Annotated in this window: 13 protein-coding genes; 1 reads left to right on the top strand and 12 read right to left on the bottom strand. The window is 43.6% G+C overall.

What is annotated here, in order from left to right; all coding sequences use genetic code 11:
- Positions 1-339: 339 nt before the first annotated feature.
- The 11 genes from G8O23_RS15830 to G8O23_RS15780 form a co-directional block, all read right to left on the bottom strand.
- Entirely contained in the window at positions 340-1,002 is a 663-nt protein-coding gene (locus G8O23_RS15830; protein ID WP_166366630.1) for a hypothetical protein, read from the bottom strand.
- A gap of 242 nt (positions 1,003-1,244) precedes the next feature.
- Positions 1,245-2,924, bottom strand: a complete 1,680-nt coding sequence (locus G8O23_RS15825; protein WP_166366628.1) for a hypothetical protein — start codon at positions 2,922-2,924, stop codon at positions 1,245-1,247.
- Between the two features lie 37 nt (positions 2,925-2,961).
- Positions 2,962-3,831 (bottom strand): Calx-beta domain-containing protein, encoded by an 870-nt coding sequence (locus tag G8O23_RS15820; protein WP_166366626.1) that lies wholly within the window; start codon positions 3,829-3,831, stop codon positions 2,962-2,964.
- A gap of 19 nt (positions 3,832-3,850) precedes the next feature.
- Complete coding sequence (locus G8O23_RS15815) at positions 3,851-5,302, bottom strand: RagB/SusD family nutrient uptake outer membrane protein (RefSeq protein ID WP_166366624.1); 1,452 nt, start codon at positions 5,300-5,302, stop codon at positions 3,851-3,853.
- A gap of 20 nt (positions 5,303-5,322) precedes the next feature.
- On the bottom strand, positions 5,323-8,304 hold the full coding sequence (locus G8O23_RS15810) for a SusC/RagA family TonB-linked outer membrane protein (RefSeq protein WP_166366622.1): 2,982 nt from the start codon (positions 8,302-8,304) through the stop codon (positions 5,323-5,325).
- Between the two features lie 198 nt (positions 8,305-8,502).
- Positions 8,503-10,203: a glutamate formimidoyltransferase gene (gene ftcD / locus G8O23_RS15805; RefSeq protein ID WP_317169013.1), complete on the bottom strand. Its 1,701-nt coding sequence runs from the start codon at positions 10,201-10,203 to the stop codon at positions 8,503-8,505.
- A gap of 298 nt (positions 10,204-10,501) precedes the next feature.
- Positions 10,502-11,230 carry a DUF4197 domain-containing protein gene (locus G8O23_RS15800; protein ID WP_166366618.1) on the bottom strand — a complete coding sequence of 243 codons (729 nt, stop codon included), beginning with the start codon at positions 11,228-11,230 and terminating at the stop codon, positions 10,502-10,504.
- A 55-nt stretch (positions 11,231-11,285) separates the two neighbouring features.
- Complete coding sequence (gene hutI, locus G8O23_RS15795; protein ID WP_166366616.1) at positions 11,286-12,530, bottom strand: imidazolonepropionase; 1,245 nt, start codon at positions 12,528-12,530, stop codon at positions 11,286-11,288.
- A gap of 57 nt (positions 12,531-12,587) precedes the next feature.
- Positions 12,588-14,615: an excinuclease ABC subunit UvrB gene (uvrB, locus tag G8O23_RS15790; protein WP_166366614.1), complete on the bottom strand. Its 2,028-nt coding sequence runs from the start codon at positions 14,613-14,615 to the stop codon at positions 12,588-12,590.
- A gap of 141 nt (positions 14,616-14,756) precedes the next feature.
- The gene (locus tag G8O23_RS15785; protein ID WP_166366612.1) at positions 14,757-15,185 is read right to left on the bottom strand and encodes a response regulator; all 429 of its coding nucleotides are present in this window, start codon (positions 15,183-15,185) and stop codon (positions 14,757-14,759) included.
- 157 nt (positions 15,186-15,342) lie between these two features.
- The gene (locus G8O23_RS15780) at positions 15,343-16,257 is read right to left on the bottom strand and encodes a glutaminase (protein ID WP_166366610.1); all 915 of its coding nucleotides are present in this window, start codon (positions 16,255-16,257) and stop codon (positions 15,343-15,345) included.
- 80 nt (positions 16,258-16,337) lie between these two features.
- On the opposite strand from G8O23_RS15780, the gene G8O23_RS15775 reads away from it, so the two are divergent.
- Entirely contained in the window at positions 16,338-16,922 is a 585-nt protein-coding gene (locus G8O23_RS15775; RefSeq protein WP_166366608.1) for a hypothetical protein, read from the top strand.
- Between the two features lie 77 nt (positions 16,923-16,999).
- Here G8O23_RS15775 and G8O23_RS15770 read toward each other — a convergent pair whose 3' ends face one another.
- On the bottom strand, positions 17,000-17,191 hold the full coding sequence (locus tag G8O23_RS15770; RefSeq protein ID WP_166366606.1) for a cold-shock protein: 192 nt from the start codon (positions 17,189-17,191) through the stop codon (positions 17,000-17,002).
- Between the last annotated feature and the right edge of the window lie 230 nt (positions 17,192-17,421).

Genomic DNA, 17,421 nt, shown 5'->3' with positions numbered 1-17,421 from the left:
GGGGTGAAGGCGGCTACGCCGCCTTCACCCCCTCACCCCCTTAGACCTCTTGAAAGTACTGTCATTTCGAGCGAAGCGAGAAATCTAAATTTATTAGTCGGTCAGTAGTGATATCTTTTCGGTATTTTACAAATAATATTACATAATATTATGCTTATTGCACAACTAATTGTTAGGCAGAAACACATATAATGCGTAACATTACTGACCTGCAAATTTTTGAAGTACGGTGTAATGGACATATATATAGTGCAAAAACAATAACTTTCCTTGTTAACACCAACAAAAAAGGGGTGGCAATACGCGCCACCCCTTTTGATTTATGCAGTTTGCTTATTTTTACTTATTGAAAAAGTCTAAAATAGCAAGCATACTTTGAGGATCGGACCAGTTAATGTTGTTACTCCTCACAAACTTTCTAAACTCCTTCGACTCCTCCTTATCAAGCTCCTTGGAAATTCCTCTCCGCGTAGCAGGGTAAACCTCGCCTTTAGTAACAATAAAATACTTATACTTTAAGGGGAGTGGGATACCCTCATCTCTACCCTCTCTTAGCATCATATGGTTTACAATTTGCTTACCACCAATATCAATTGATGAAAGTTTCATAACTGCGGAAGAGCTAGATGATGCTCCATAGGCTCCTGAAGAATTAAATAAACTGTCGAAGTCGCCAAGTATAAGGGTAGCCACAAAGCCTCGCTCCTCGCTACCCACAACCTTCATAACGCTACCATCAACAACCATATATATATCGTTACCAATGGTAACCATTACAATATCTTTATTAAGTGCTTCTTTAATAATGCCTTTGTCTAGGTAATGGAGGCGACTCTCCTGTACATGGATGTTAAACTTGGCATTTAGCTTCTCCTGGCCGGCAAGGTAAAGCGTACCGTCCATAAACTCGGGGTACACATAAGGCCATAGGGTAGTGCAATGCTGTGCGCTAACAAATAGGGCGCTGGCAGCCAGAATAGTTGCAAATAAAAACCTTTTCATAACTAGTAAAATTTTAAATTAATTAATGGATGTATTTTGTATTTCCCTGTTTACGAAACATTCTGGATTAGCTACAATAATTATGCAATATACAAACTTTTTATTTAAAAAATTTGCACAAAATAAAAGGAGAAGTAATAGCCTTAACTATATTATACAAAAGAGGGAGGCAAATTGCCTCCCTCTCTAATAATTTACATTCGAGAATTATCGAATCCTCTTAAAGTGATCTGTTGATAATCCTAACGTCTTGCTCTCTTTTTATCAACGATAATATGATTTTCCAATTCTAGTGATGAATCAGAGGTGTTAAATTTTCCAGAACTTGCTTTCACCCAAGTAGTAACATTAAGAGTTTTCCACCAAGCACCTGCAGTATAATCATAGAAACTTAGCGCAGCTCCAAGAGTTATTTTACCCTCTCCATCAATACTGCCTGTGAACACACCGGTATCAGTTACCCTATTCCATAACTCCAATTCTTTTCCATATAGCGGATTATCTTCAGAAAATTCCAACATTTGACCCCAACCTGGATAATTTTCATCTTCAGGTATAGTAAAAGTAGCAAAATCACCATTGAAAATAGCTACGATGTCATTTGTTGCGCCTAGGAATCCGGAAATTAGAACTTTATTGGCATCAGTTGGATGTGCAATAATTTCTGCAGTAGTTGCAAAATCAGAAGCTACCCAACCTGCACCATCAAATTCGAATGCCGCAGTGATGGTGTAATCACCCAATACAAGATCGCGCTTATACCCATAGGAGATTAACCAGCTAAGCTCAACCTCAGCATTGGGGCTACCGTAAACAGTACGATATGCGCCTTCGGCAATCCTAACGGTTACGGTCTCGCCGTAAACTGGGGTGCGTGGGGGGGTAATGGTTACCACCTCATCAGCAAAGCTAACATTAGCTTGTGGAACCTTTACGCTAATGGTAGTAGTTGCTGTGGCATAATCAAAAATTATATCGTTGTTGTCATAAACAACTGCGCTAGCAGCTCCCCTGTAGAAATCCATGGGCAGCTCATAGGTCAGCTCAACCTTAAAGTCAAGATCCTGAACAGGCTCCCCCTCAGCGGGAAGAGTGTCCTGAACTGCGTAAGGCATATACTCCACACGCCAGTACAGACCAACTAGCTTGCCAGCATCAATTCCGCTCTCAATACCTTCGAAGAAGTTACCGGCTCTATCCTTAATAGCCTCCTCCTCGATGGTTAGGAATACGTACTGACCAAATATAGGCTCATGGGTTTGCTTGGCAACCAATTTACCCGCTTCAATCTTCACATCAGCAGCCTCTTTGGCAAATGTACCATCAATTGGGTTGTAGTAGGTAAAGAAAATACCCTCCTCATCGTTGATAACCACAGGCTCGTCGAAGGTTACGGTTACGTCAAAATCGGGAGCCTTGTTGGCTGTGTTAGCAGCTGCAGGCGACGACGATACAAACTCGGGATCGTACACATCGCTGGTTGTGAAAGCCTCGGTGGTGGTAACCTCACCCAGAACACCATCAGTATTAACTGGCAACGCAAACACCTTGTAGCTGGTATTTTGGTTTAGCCCGCCAATGGTTAGGCTACCGGTCTTATCGGCATCCTCGTTAACAAAGATCTGCTTGGTGTATACTGCACCAGCAGCGTTTAAGCGTAGCACAGAATTTTGTGCTGGAACAGCTACCTCGTCGTCACCGGGTACAAGCACAACGTAAAGCTGACCAAGTACAGACTGGGTGTAAGAAACAACTGCGGTTGAGTCCTCGATATCAGATACTGCTAGCTGAACAGTAGCTGGTGCCTTAAGCACTGCAGGGTCGTGCTTTTTTTGCCACTCCTGCTCACATCCGTACTGGGTGAATGCTACGGCTGCAATAGCCAAGCCCACAACGAATGTTCTTAATCTATTTATTTTCATAATGTTCATTTTTCAGTTAATTAAATATTATGCTTGCTTACCTGGTTAGTACACCACCGGCTAGGAAACGGTTATACCATCCTAAGCCACCAGTTCCATCAGCATTTTGCCAAACGTATGAACCGAAAGGATCCTTAATGGTCAAAACCTCGTTCTCTAGATCGATTTCAATCACAATATTACCAGATGTAACGAGACCATCGTCCCATGTCAACAATTGAATTAGACCATAACTTGATGAAGTTGCAATTACTTGACCTCTTGGGATTCTAATTTCAGTCATTAGGTCTTCGTCCTCCTCATCGTACTGAACAACACCATAAATTGCTTCACTTGTTCCACCTTTAACGAAAGGATAGATCCAAACAACGGTGATATCATCCTCATCCTTTTCAAACTCCATTTCCCATGACTCTTCACCATTAAAAGCACTTTCACAAGTAGCATTCCAAGTACCAAGAATTGATGCTAATGGGTGATCGAGGTCTACGATAGTAACTTGGCAAGCACTTTCAACACCAGGCTTTACTTTGCTATCTTCTGTTAAAACAACACGAAAACGTAAATCACCAGTAAAACCATCAACATTAATGATGTTTATCTCAATAAATTGAGTGCGATTTGTTGCGTCGAATGTAAGAGTTTTAGACTCTGAAGCTAGGGTGAAGTTTTCACCAAGCTTAGCAGTACCATCTACTATTTCAAAATTAGCGGTAGTAGAAATTCCTTTAACAGAAGCTACAGTAACAGGAATCTTAATAACTCCGCCATCCTCTGCGATGGACATTGCAGCGTTATCGAAAGCTACAAACGCATCGCTATCATCGAATTCTGGTGTAGTATTCATATCACACGCCGTGAAGAAAACCAGAAGCGATATTGTCAATAAACTTAATATCTTTCTCATAGCTTAATCTCTTTATTAATTAATAACCTTCGTTTTGTATTAGGTTGTCGTTAACGTCCAACTCGCGCTGAGGAATTGGAAGTGCCCACCTACCGTCGTCTGAAGCAAGACTTACCACAGAGCCATCACTCTTTGTGCGAGTCATTGCACGGTTTGTACGTGCATAGTCGAACCAAAGGTGTCCTTCAAAAGCTAACTCCTTGCGTCTTTCAGCAAAAACAACATCCGATCCGGCAGAAGCCAAAGCAGGAGCACCACGATTTTCTCTAATCTTATTTAGGTCACCAAGAGCTGTTGCTCCAGCAATTGATGCACCGTTAATAATGGCCTCAGCTCTGTTAAGGTACATCTCGGAAAGACGAAGTACAATTACGTTATTGGCATCGGGAGTACTTACGGCATCGCCGTCACCTTTACCAATGTACTTAGTTGTCCACATAGAACCAGAAACCTCCTCTTCGTCAGTTCTAAATAGTTCACCCCTTACATCATCTGCCTCGTAAAGGCTAACAAGATCGGGATGAGCAGCACAGTCGGCGTAACCTTTTGGGTTAGTCATATGCGATGGGCCTTCCCACCACGCATCGTAGAAGTTAGCTTGTTTACCATAAACCTCAAAAATCACCTCACCACTGGATGCGGCAACTGGTGCTCCCCAAGTTGATTTGTCAACATACTCTTCAGCATCCCATAGGTTAAACTTAGAGTTTTCGATTACCTTAGTTGCATAGTCAGCAGCAGCTTGCCAATTCTGGCTGTATAGGTATACACGGCTAAGTAAAGCTTGAATAGCAGGAAGAGTTGCTACTGCTTTAGCATCAGCAACACCACTACGCACATAAGATGGGGCAATAATTTCCTCAGCTTCTAAAAGATCCTCAATGATTTGTTCAAAAACCTCAGCAACTGTATTTCTAGCGGGTTGCTCAGAAGCCGTTTTGTCGGTGTACAGAATAATGGGTACACCAGGGCCATTGGGGTTCTTTGAATAAGGTAAAGCGTATAAACGCAATGCATCGAAATGAGAAAGAGCCCTTATGAATAAAGCTTCTGCTTTCAAATTATTCAAGTCCTGCTCAGTTACACCGCCAACATCTTTACCCTCAAGGTTCTCAATTACATTGTTAACCATAGAGATGGTATAGTATGCCCATCCCCAAAGGCCAGAGGTTGAAGTTGAACTGTACGACAGATCATGAGGAAGTCTCATACGACCTGAAGTGAAATCGGTATTGGTAGGAATAATGGCATTGCCTGAACGCATTTCTGCATCAAGTACAAAGAAAGAACCATACCAAGTTGTATGAACTAGAGGTGCATAGGCTCCAGCAATGGCATTATCTAGGCCTCCATAGGTTGACATAGTAAGTTCGCTACTTTGCGTTAGTAGGGGTGCCTCCACCAGGAAGTCCTCGCACCCAACAAACCCTATGGTTAGGACAATTGTTAGTATTGCAAATATTTTTTTCATAACTGTAATGTTTTTAAGCGTTAAAATGACAGTTCGATACCACCAATGAATGACTTAGTCATAGGGTATATACCAGTTCCCATACCTGTAACACCACGCTCAGGATCCCAGAAGTTCACATCATGGAAAGTGAAAGCGTTAGTGGCGCTAACAAAAACTTTAAGTCCACCCAACTTCATTTGGTTGGTAATGTTCTGTGGCAAGGTGTACGATAGGGTGATATCCTTGATACGAGCATAGCTACCATCCTCTAACCAACGCGTGCTAGCAAAAGTGTATGAGTTGCTTGACTGGCCAGCAATTGGCTTAGGATTAACACCTGTATCACCGGGCTGCTTCCAATAGTTTAGTGCACCTGTGGTTTGGTTCATCGACATTTGGTTACCATCGGCCTGTATGTAACGGTTCTCAACTATGAGCACATGGTTACCCTGCTTAAACTCTACAAAAGCGCTAAGATTAAGTCCTTTCCAACTTACAGAGGTATTAACACCACCCATAAATTTAGGCTCGGGACTACCAGCGTAAATCCAAGCACCTTTGTTGTAATCGCTTGTTAATTCACCATCCTCAGTTCTCCAAAGAGCCTGACCTGTAGATGGGTTTACACCATAGTAATCCTTTAGGTAGAAAGTGTACATACTCTTACCAACTGTGTGCCTAAGGCGAGAGTCATCAGCAAATGCCATCTCTTCAGTATCACCAAGATCAAGAAGTTCTGTACGGTTATAGGCAATATTAAAACCAGCTGTCCAAACAAGGTCGTTAGTTCTAATAATTTCACCATCAACTTGAAACTCAATACCTTGGTTAAGAAGCGAACCAATATTCATAAAGTTAGATGAGAAACCAGAGGTTTGAGGTACCTGCTTGCTTAGAAGCATATCCTCGGTTACTCGGTTATAAGCGTCGATACTAGCATTCACTTTACCATCGAAGAAACCAAGGTCAAGACCTACGTTATAGGTAGAGTTCTTTTCCCATGATAGGTTATCGTTTGATGGAGTGCTGGGACGCATACCCACAACGCCGTTGTATGCAACAGATGTGTAAACACCATAGGCTTGGTATGCATTAATGTTATCGTTACCATTAATACCATAGCTGGCACGTAGCTTAAGAAGGTTCATAAAGGTAACATCCTGCATAAAGTCCTCGTTATGGATGTTCCATGATCCACCAACGGACCAGAACAGACCCCACTGATTAGCCGATCCGAACAATGAACTACCATCGTAACGCATTGATGCTTGTAAATAGTACTTGGTATTGTAGTTATAGTCTAAGATACCAAAGAACGACATAAGCGTACGGGCATTGTAGCTGTACCGTCCATAATCCTTATCAGCAGGAGCGGTAGATGGGTGGGGAATCAGTACATCAACATCAGGAGAATAGATGTAGTATGAATTGTATGTTCTGCGCATTGCTTCCTGTCCAGCAAGAACTCTTACCGAGTGTACCTCATCAAAAATCTTGCTGTAGGTAGCAGTATTCGATGTGGTTAGCTGAATATACCTAAGATTTGATGTCTGAAGAGTACCGGTGGCTCCGCCATAATCGGGAGCCCAGTACCTGCGGCCTTCACCAAATGTTCCTTCGCCAGAGTTATTACTCTTAATCTCAAGGCCATCTATAGGTTTCCATGATAGGAAGTAAGTGCCCTGGAAGCGGTACTGCTTTTCAAACTGATCGTCGTACTCAGCTGCAAACCTTGGGTTTGTGTTTGAGTTCTCAGGAATTTGAATATTATGAGTACCATCCTCATTGTAAGCACGTGTCCAAGGAAGAATTGTCATACCAGCAAATGCAGGGTTAACGTAGTAAAGAGACTGCATCGCAACGTCATTGGACTCGGTATAACCAATGTTCATACGAGCACCAACCTCAAACTTGTCAGTAAGTTTGTAGTCGGCATTAACACGGGCAGTAAATTTGTTGAAATCAACACCATAGAAAACACCTTCGTTCTTGTGATAAGCAAGAGAGGTGTAGAACTTACTTCTATCGGTACCTCCAGCGGCGTTAATCTCGTACTCAGACATTTGTCCCAAGCGGGTGAAGTGATCCATCCAGTTGGTTTGGTCTTGAGCAAGTAATGACATAGGACGGTAGTATCCACCAAAAGGATCGTCAGGATTTCTTCCTGCGTTAACGATAGCATCTCTTTGGAAACCTAGTAATTGCTCACCGCTCATGATGCCAAAATTGTTATCATTAGCTAGTTGAGAAACACCAAACTTAGTACGTGCATTAAATTTGGCTTTACCAGTGCTACCACTCTTAGTGGTTACAAGGATAACCCCGTTAGCAGCTCGCGAACCGTAAACAGAAGCTGCAGCAGCATCTTTAAGTACAGTTATCGACTCAATGTCGTTGGGGTTAAGTGATGCTAGGGCGTTACCAGTGTTGGTGAAGTACGACTGGTTTCCACGCATAATTGGAATACCGTCAACAACCCATAGGGGCTCGCTACCAGCATTAATAGAAGATGTACCACGGATACGGATTTGAGAATCGGCACCTGGCTGACCAGAAGAGGCAGTGATCTGCACACCGGCCATTTTACCTGTTAGCATCTTATCTACAGAAGAAGCAGGTAGCTCAGCAATGGCCTCATTGTTAACAGACGAGATAGAACCTGTTCTACCTTCGCGCTTAACAGTACCATAGGCAACTACAATTACCTCTTCCAATTGTGTAGCATCGGAGGCTAGAACAACATTAATAACTGTTCTTCCACCAATAACAACTTCTTGTGTCTGCATACCAATGAAGCTAAACACAAGGGTTGTTGCAGATGTGGGAACGCTAATGTCGTACTTACCATCCATATCGGAGGCAACTCCGATTGATGTTCCCTTAACAAACACGGATGCTCCGGGAACGGGCATCCCATCCTCGGCACTCGTAACGGTACCGGTAATTTGCACTGTTTGCGCTTGTAGGAGATTTATCCCCACAAACACAACAGATACAAGGAATACACATAGTCTTTTCATAGAACAAAATTTAGGTTTACAAATAGAGCTAATAATTTTAACACGGCTAAAATATCATAAATATTTATAAACTCAAATCTTTCGAGTGAAAATCTTTTAACAACTGCAAACGTTTTAACACTGTATTGTTAAATTTTCAAAATTTATAAATACACTACAATACTTAGCACTTGACTTTTAGAAAACAAAAAAAGAAAATTATGCTTTGGCAATTTTTTTATTAACAATTTCAAGGATGGTGTTCTCCATATCCTGTGCATGCTTTACCATCTGTTCACCTTTGGTTAGAAACTCTTTAACTTTTTCTTTATCATCTAAACCCTCGGCATTAATTTTTACATTAAGATATGCACCCATTACAGCTGAACGGGCGGCCAAAGCACCAACACCAGCATCGGATACAGAATTGGGATTGCCTATCTCGGCCATAGCCTTCATCACCTCCATCGATTGGAACGATATCTCCATTACCTTATAAGGTATCTCAATGGCGTATAGGGTAGCATCCTGAATAGCCTGCTTGCGGGCGGCCTTCTCCGCATCTGTACCCTTGGGCAGGCCAAAGGCATCCATTATCTTATTAAAGGCGTTGGTATCCTCGTCAACCAGCTTTACAAGCTGATCCATATAGCCCTTACCCTTATCGGCCCACTGCGAGAATTCCTCCCAGCGGTCGTCCCAGCCGGCCTTGTGGGCCGATAGGTTGGCCACCATAGTACTCAGCGCTACGCCCATAGCGCCCATTGCTGCCGAAACGGATCCTCCACCTGGTGCAGGCGACTCAGAGGCAGTTTCCTCCGTGAAACCCTTTACGGTCATATCAACCAGCTTCTTCTGGGTATCATCCTCAAGAATGTACTCAATGATTTTTTTCTTGGGCTCAAATGGGTAAAGTTCATCAAGCCCCATCGATTTTACAGCAATCTTAATTATTTCCGCATCGGAAATACCGGTTGAACGATTCTGCTTATGAAGAAAATATTTACCTGCATCGAGCATAGCTTTAAGTGGAACAACACCCACCAGCTCCGAACCAGTTACCCTAATTCCACGCTCCTGCGCTTTTTTGCTGGCCTCCTCAAAGGCAATGTGCATTGGGGTTATGGAGATATCAGTTAGGTTTATGGATATCTGCGCAATACCATACTCATCGATAAACCAGCCAATGGCCTTGCAGGCCTTTAGTGCTCCGGGTATCCAAATCTCGTTACCCTGCTCGTCGAGGGCTTTCTTGCCGGTGATTGGGTTACCTACGCGCTGTGGGCGTCCCTTTTCGCGGATATCAAATGCAACGGCATTAGCCCTGCGGGTAGAGGTAGTATTTAGGTTGATGTTGTATGCCACCAAGAAATTACGGGCACCCACTGCAGTTACCCCGCTTTTGGGATTGAACTGGGCAGGGCCAAAGTCGGGTTTCCACTGAGGATCCTGTAGCCTTTTGGGTAGCGCTTCGTACTCTCCTGCCCTGCAATTGGCCAGGTTACGACGCTTCTCCTCGCGGGCAGCAAACTCGTAGCAAAATACTCCAATGCCCAGCTCCTCGCCAATGCGCTTGGCTAGCTTATGGGCGTACTCAACCGTTTCGTCCATGGTGATGTTGGAAACGGGCACCAACGGGCACACATCGGTTGCGCCAAAGCGTGGGTGAGCTCCCTTATGCTTGCTCATGTCGATAAGCTCGGCAGCTTTTTTCACAGCTCTAAAGGCTGCTTCGCATACCTCGTCGGGTGTACCCACCATGGTAACCACGGTACGGTTTGTTGCTGCACCGGGATCAACATCAATTAGACGAACTCCCTCAACGGATTCTATCTCGTTGGTAATTTGCTTGATAATGTTTAGGTCGCGTCCCTCGCTAAAATTTGGAACACATTCGATAAGCTGTTTGGTTTTCATGATGATTAAAACGGGTTATTTATGTTAAGTGGAATTAATGATTGGTTGATTGATGGTTTAGGGTTTAGCGTTTTGCGCCGTGTCTCGGAATCGAAGCGTCTTTTTGCTGAGATAACGAGATTCTGCGTTTTGCGTTTAGGGTTTAGGGTTTATAGTTTGGGCGAACCTTGAACCTGCCATAGGCAGGCAAGCCTTAAACTTTAAACCTTAAACCTTGAACCTTAAACCTTGAACCTTAAACCTTAAACTTTAAACCTGCCATAGGCAGGCAAGCCTTAAACTTTAAACCTTACCCTCCCTCCTACTGCTGTGCAAATACCTTCTTCAGTATGTCGGTAACTCGTGCAGCAGGATCCTTACGGATTAAAGCCTCTTCTTGAGCCACAAGTTTGAACAAACCATCAATTGCCTGCTCGGTGATATACTCCTCAAGGTTTGGGTTTACCTGTTCGCCACCTGTTAGTAGCGTTAATAGATTATAGTTCGTTGCAATGGGATTCCAGTAACTGGTTACATTCACCCTGTCGATGGATTGCTTAACAATTGGGCTAAACTCTGTCTTTAGCTGCGAATAGGTTCTTCCCCGCAGGTAATCGGTTGCCGCATTATCGCCGCCCTTTAAAATTCCCATGGCATCGGTTATGGTCATGGTGGTAATAGCGTTCCTAAATATTGGGTAAGCCCTTTTGCTGGCATCCTCAGCTGCACGGTTAATCGATACCACAAAATCGTCGATTGGTTTATTCAATCCAGCTTTCTCAAGCGTATTCTTAACCTTTATGGCCTCCTCGGGGAAAGGTATACGAATAAGATTATTCTGATAGAACCCATTGGTAGCAGAGGCCTTGAATGCCGAATTTTGAGCACCAACGGTTAGCGCCTCCTTGAGGCCCTGCACAACCTCGGCTGTGGATAATCCTCTCTCCTGCTGCTGCGGAAAAGTTAAATCGGTGGGGAAGTTGAACTGTCCGCATCCAGTGAAAATAAGAAAGGGTATCACCAACGCCAGCAGTAAAACCTTTTTGTTCATCGTTGTCATAATTTTTGATTTAGATGATTATTGTAACCCAATAACTAAGTCCCTTCTACATATCAATCTCCTCACCATTCAGAATCACGCGATCAACCAGCTTGGTGGTGTATGCATAGGGCATATATTCGAATGTTGATATGGGCTTTGTAATAAACACGTTGGCAACCTTGCCCTTGGCAATACTTCCGTGCGTATCGCTAATTCCCATGGCGTAGGCAGAGTTTATTGTAACGGCATTAATGGCCTCCTCGGGCACAAGGCGCATGATAATACACCCTAATGACATAACGAACTTCATATCGCCGCTGGGCGATGAGCCAGGGTTAAAATCTGAAGCCATGGCCAGCGGTAGGCCAGAATCAATCATCTTACGGGCAGGTGGATACTCCATCCCCAAGAAAAATGCGGCCCCTGGCAGCAGGGTTGGCATGGTGTCGGAATTGAGCAGGGCCTTAATCTCATCGTCGCCAGTAAACTCAAGGTGATCGACTGAGAGAGCACCATATTTTATTCCGGTTTGAATACCGCCCGAAAAGTCGAGCTCGTTGGCATGTATCTTACCTTTCATTCCGTACTTCATACCAGCCATGAGAATACGCTCGGTTTCCTCAACGGTAAAAAATCCCTTATCGCAAAAGACATCTATGTAGTCGGCCAGTTCCTCGGCGGCTACCAATGGTATCATCTCATTGATAATCAGATCGACGTACTCGCCCTGACGGCCCTTGTACTCAGCGGGAACAGCATGCGCGCCCAAAAAGGTTGACTTAATAGTAATAGGTGTGGTATCGCGTAGGCGTTTAATCACACGGAGCATTTTAATCTCATCCTCAACGGTAAGTCCGTAGCCACTTTTAATCTCTACGGCTCCCGTTCCTAGCGCAATAATCTCATTTATACGCTGTAGCGACTGATTGTACAGTTCGTCCTCGGAGGTATTATGCAGCAGCTTAGCCGAGTTTAGGATTCCACCACCCCGCTTGGCAATCTCCTCGTACGATAGTCCGCGAATCTTATCAACGTACTCAACTTCTCGGCTGCCAGCGTACACAAGGTGCGTGTGCGAATCGCAGTAGGAGGGGAAAACCATTCGCCCTTCGGCATCGATAACCTTAAAATTGCTGCCCACAGCCGGAACACTCTCCATTGGACCAAAATCTTGAATTACGCCATCGTTTATCAGCAGGTAGGCATTATCAACTGTAGGGAGTTTTGCCATATCGGCACCAGCCACCCACTGGCGAGGTGAATCCTCGGTTTGAATTAATTTCTTGATATTTTTTATGAGTATAGCCATAGCATTAGTTTTTGAAGCCACTAAGTTAATTTATTTTGATGTGAAAAGAAAAATGGGTTACGACTGACTCCTTTTCGAATCGAGCATCTTTTGGAGCGATAGCATCTCGTCGCGATACTGTGCAGCCTCAATAAAATTGAGCTGTTTGGCTGCAGCCTCCATCGATTTTTTGGCCTTGGCAATGGCCTTCTCCAAAGCATCAACATTCATAAGCTTAACAACAGGATCGGCTGCAATGTCTGCCTTGTCGGGCTCAACGTAGTATGGTTTGGGCTCGGCTTTTCGTCCAACGCTTGCACCCAATATTGATTTCTGCGCCTTAACAATCTGCTTCGGAGTAATTCCATGCTCCTCGTTGTACTGTAGCTGCTTCTCGCGCCTACGATTGGTCTCGTCAATAGTAATCTGCATGGAGTTGGTAATCTTATCGGCATACATAATTACACGGCCATTGAGGTTACGGGCAGCACGCCCAGCGGTTTGGGTAAGCGAACGAGCCGAACGGAGGAAACCCTCCTTATCGGCATCGATGATGGCCACCAGCGACACCTCGGGCAAATCGAGCCCCTCGCGCAGCAGGTTTACGCCCACCAGCACATCGAATTTGCCGTTGCGCAAATCCTCCATAATCTCTATACGCTCCAAGGTATCCACATCGGAGTGAATGTAACGACAGCGGATATCGAGCTTAACAAGATATTTCACCAGCTCCTCGGCCATTCGCTTGGTTAGAGTTGTAACAAGTACACGCTCGTGAATTTCGGCTCGTGCGTTTATTTCTCCCACCAAATCATCGACCTGATTAAGGCTTGGTCGCACCTCAATAACTGGGTCGAGCAGACCTGTTGGCCTAATAACCTGATCGACCACAACACCCTCGCATTTCTGCAATTCGTAATCGGCCGGAGTAGCACTTACGTATATGGTTTGCCCCACAAGGTTTTCAAACTCATCGAACTTAAGCGGACGATTATCGATAGCTGCTGGCAAACGGAAACCATACTCCACCAAATTTTGTTTACGAGAGTTGTCGCCACCATACATAGCCCGTACCTGCGGTAATGTAACATGGCTCTCATCAACAATAGTAATAAAATCGCGAGGGAAGTAATCGATCAGGCAGAATGGACGCGTACCGGGTTTACGCCCATCGAAGTATCGAGAGTAGTTCTCGATACCCGAGCAGTAGCCCAACTCCTTAATCATCTCCAGATCGTACTCAACACGCTGCTGTATACGCTTAGCCTCTATGTGCTTGCCTATGCTCTTGAAGTATTCGATATGCTTTCCCAAATCGGTTTGGATATTGGCAATGGCTTGATTGATTCGCTCACGAGTGGTTACAAAGATGTTAGCAGGGTAAATGATAGCCTCATCGAGCTCCTCGATACGGGAACCCGACACAGGATCGAACTTCTCGATAGCCTCAATATCATCGCCCCAAAAAATAATGCGATAGGCAAAATCGCCGTATGCGGCGAATATATCCAAAGTATCGCCCTTAACGCGAAAGGTTCCGTTCTTAAATTCAATCTCGCTGCGCGAGTAAAGGCTATCGACAAGACGGCGGAGAAGCACATTACGACTAAAAACATCGCCCTTTTTGATGGTAACCGTATTGCTATGGAAATCCTGCGGATTGCCAATACCATACAGGCATGAAACAGATGAAACAACTATTACATCCTTGCGCCCGGAGAGTAATGAGGATGTGGTGCTTAACCGCAGCTTCTCAATCTCCTCGTTTATAGAAAGATCCTTCTCAATATAGGTGTCGGTAACTGGGAGGTATGCCTCGGGCTGGTAATAGTCGTAATACGACACAAAGTACTCCACCGCATTGTTGGGGAAAAATGATTTGAACTCGCCATAAAGCTGGGCTGCTAACGTTTTATTATGGCTTAGAATAAGGGCTGGCCGGTTAAGCTGCGCCAGTACATTTGCCACGGTAAATGTTTTTCCAGACCCTGTAACACCCAAAAGCGTTTGGAAACGATCGCCCTCACGAATTCCGGCAACCAGCTGCTCAATGGCTTGTGGCTGATCGCCTGTGGGCTTAAAATCGGATATAAGTTCAAAATCCATACCTTACATATATAGTTACCAAGCACACCCCAAAAGTACATTAATTTAGCAAAACAACCACGAAGGCTGGTGTGCTGTATGATAACAAAAAAGTGACACCGATCATGATGCCACTTCTAGGTTAAATAGTTTTAGGGAAAACTAATTATTATTGATAACCTCAAGGAGTTCGTATGCTATTTTACGACGGAAATAGTAGTCCATTGTTTCCAGCAGTTTATCACGCGATATTGGTTTGGTTAGGTATGCATTGCATCCAGCATCAAAACATCGTTCCATATCGCCGGATATTGCGCAGGCTGTTTGAGCTATTACGGGTAGGTTTGGCTGTAGCTTTCTGATTTGTTTTGTTGCCTCAAGGCCACTAAGCCCCTTGAGCTTAATATCCATAAGCACCATATCAACTTTTAGCTTGGACTGAATCACGTCGATGGCACTCTCACCATCCTCAGCCACTAGAACTCTAACGCCTGTTTTTGATAGAATAGCTTTAAGAAGCATAAGGCTGGAAAGGTCATCCTCCACTACTAAAACGACCTTATTGGGCCAAGAGTAACTTGTTGTAACCACAAGTAAATATTTTTAGGTTTTTTAAAAGGTAATGCAAGTTATAGCTATTTTTTTATAACCTAAAAATATTTCTTTCGATTTTTATCAACAATAGCCCAAAAATTTGCATTTTTTTACCTTTTGCAGCTTTTTTATCTTTTTAAAGTATAGCCAGCCACTAAAAAACCGAATCGCCAGTATAGGTTGTAAACCGCTCAAACGCCTCAATACCTGCTAGTGAATTTCCGAACTCGTTAAGGGGCGGCGACCAAACACATAGGCTTAATTTTTTGGGGAAGATGCCAACAATACCACCCCCAACACCGCTTTTGGCAGGTAAACCGACACGGTAGGCAAAATCGCCCGATTCATTATATAGTCCTGAGGTTATCATTAAGGCATTAATCCGCTTGGCTTGGCTCATCGTTAGTATTTGCTCATTGGTTGAGGGAATCACACCATGGTTAGCTAAGTATTGGAACGATTTGGACAGGCATAGGGCACTCATCTCAAGGGAGCATTGAAGAAAGTAGAAATCAAGAACATCTTCCACTGGATTTTGAATGTTTCCAAAACTCTTCATGAAATAGGCTAGAGCGGCATTACGGTAACCCGTATCCTTCTCAGACTTGGCCACCTCTAAATTATATTTGATGCTGGGTTCATCGGCAATACGCCTTACAAACTCGAGCAGCTCTTGCTGAGGGTTTGGGTATAGCGATAAAAGGATATCGGAAACAACTATAGCACCAGCATTTATAAAAGGGTTACGAGGGATACCCTGTTCATACTCGAGCTGAACCAGTGAGTTAAATGAGTTTCCCGAAGGCTCCTTGCCTAAGCGTTTCCATATTTCGCCCCCAAGCATTTTGTAGGCCATAGTAAAGCCGAAAACTTTTGATATGCTTTGTATTGAAAAGGGCTCACATACATCACCAACCCTATATACATCCCCATCGTTGGTATGCACGCAAATAGCCAACTTGTTTGGCGATACCTTGGCCAGTGCTGGAATGTAGCTTGCCACCTTGCCTTGCAAGGCAAATGGTTTTAACTCGCTGTATATTCTTTCTATAGTACTCTGCAAATCCATTACCCATTGTTTTGATTGGTAAAATTAGTATAAGATTTCCTACATTTGCTAACATTGCTAACATTTAAAAACATACAATTATGCTAAGAAGAATTCTTCCTTTACTACTTATTACCCTAGTTTCCTGTGGCACAGGAGGCCAGAAAACCGAAGACAAAAGTGACAAAGCAGATTCACCTTTTATCAATAGCACTCATCAAGAGTTTGTGAATAATTTGGCTTCGCTATGCGGTAAGTCTTTCAAAGGCGAGCAGGCGTATCGTAGTCACCATGGCGATAGCTGGGCCGACCGTAAAATGATTATGCACGTAACTGTATGTGAGAAGGACAAGGTGTACATCCCCTTTCACATTGATGATGACCACTCACGAACTTGGATGTTTGTAGCCGAGGATGGCAAATTACGCTTTAAGCATCAGCATCTGCACGAAGATGGCACGCCAGAGGAAGGATCGATGTACGGAGGCTATGCCAACGATGAGGGAACTGCATTTGTACAGTATTTTCCTGCAGACGAGTATACAGGTCAGGTAATAGATGGTGGGGCAGGCAATGTGTGGATTGTTTCCATTGCTGAAGATTTATCGTGGTACTCCTACCGCCTCGATCGTGATGGGGAAAGACGTTTAGAAATTCGCTTCGACTTAACAAAACCAATAGAATAGGGCATAGTTGGAAGTAAAAACAAAAAAAGTCCTGCCGTTTGGCAGGACTTTAATCAACAAAATGCTAATATATTTACTTAAGCAAGCTTCACATTTACAGCGTTAACACCTCGTCTACCCTCTTCTAGGTCAAAAGAAACCTCATCGTTATCAGAGATCCTGTCAATTAAACCTGTTGAGTGTACAAAGTACTCTTTCGTTGAATCGTTGTCTTTGATGAATCCAAAACCTTTAGTCTCATCAAAAAATTTTACTGTTCCGTTTATCATTAAATTGAATTAAATAATTAGGCTGCAAAGGTAATACAATATATGGATATACAGCATTTATTTTCAATAATTTACATTTTAGTTTAATAAACCTAATGTTTATGGTGGTTGTAGGCATAAAGAAAAATATAATATGATTATCCGTAATTGTACCTAAGTTTTCCATACCAAGTATCTTCGACAGCTGCAACTAGTAGTCTATCAAATAGATTCGCTCCAAAATATCGTCT

The sequence above is a fragment of the Perlabentimonas gracilis genome (assembly GCF_011174675.1).
In the GTDB taxonomy this organism is placed as follows: domain Bacteria; phylum Bacteroidota; class Bacteroidia; order Bacteroidales; family Tenuifilaceae; genus Perlabentimonas; species Perlabentimonas gracilis.
The sequence above is the reverse complement of the archived record's forward strand: the minus strand, read 5'-3'. Positions and strand labels throughout refer to the sequence as shown.

Bases quoted from the DNA above. Each gene is read 5' to 3' on its own strand.
- G8O23_RS15775 (WP_166366608.1), top strand. From the start codon at position 16,338: ATGCTAAGAAGAATTCTTCCTTTACTACTTATTACCCTAGTTTCCTGT.
- hutI (WP_166366616.1), bottom strand. From the start codon at position 12,530: ATGGCTATACTCATAAAAAATATCAAGAAATTAATTCAAACCGAGGAT.
- G8O23_RS15780 (WP_166366610.1), bottom strand. From the start codon at position 16,257: ATGGATTTGCAGAGTACTATAGAAAGAATATACAGCGAGTTAAAACCA.
- G8O23_RS15825 (WP_166366628.1), bottom strand. From the start codon at position 2,924: ATGAAAATAAATAGATTAAGAACATTCGTTGTGGGCTTGGCTATTGCA.
- G8O23_RS15830 (WP_166366630.1), bottom strand. From the start codon at position 1,002: ATGAAAAGGTTTTTATTTGCAACTATTCTGGCTGCCAGCGCCCTATTT.
- G8O23_RS15820 (WP_166366626.1), bottom strand. From the start codon at position 3,831: ATGAGAAAGATATTAAGTTTATTGACAATATCGCTTCTGGTTTTCTTC.
- uvrB (WP_166366614.1), bottom strand. From the start codon at position 14,615: ATGGATTTTGAACTTATATCCGATTTTAAGCCCACAGGCGATCAGCCA.
- G8O23_RS15800 (WP_166366618.1), bottom strand. From the start codon at position 11,230: ATGAACAAAAAGGTTTTACTGCTGGCGTTGGTGATACCCTTTCTTATT.
- G8O23_RS15815 (WP_166366624.1), bottom strand. From the start codon at position 5,302: ATGAAAAAAATATTTGCAATACTAACAATTGTCCTAACCATAGGGTTT.
- G8O23_RS15770 (WP_166366606.1), bottom strand. From the start codon at position 17,191: ATGATAAACGGAACAGTAAAATTTTTTGATGAGACTAAAGGTTTTGGA.
- G8O23_RS15810 (WP_166366622.1), bottom strand. From the start codon at position 8,304: ATGAAAAGACTATGTGTATTCCTTGTATCTGTTGTGTTTGTGGGGATA.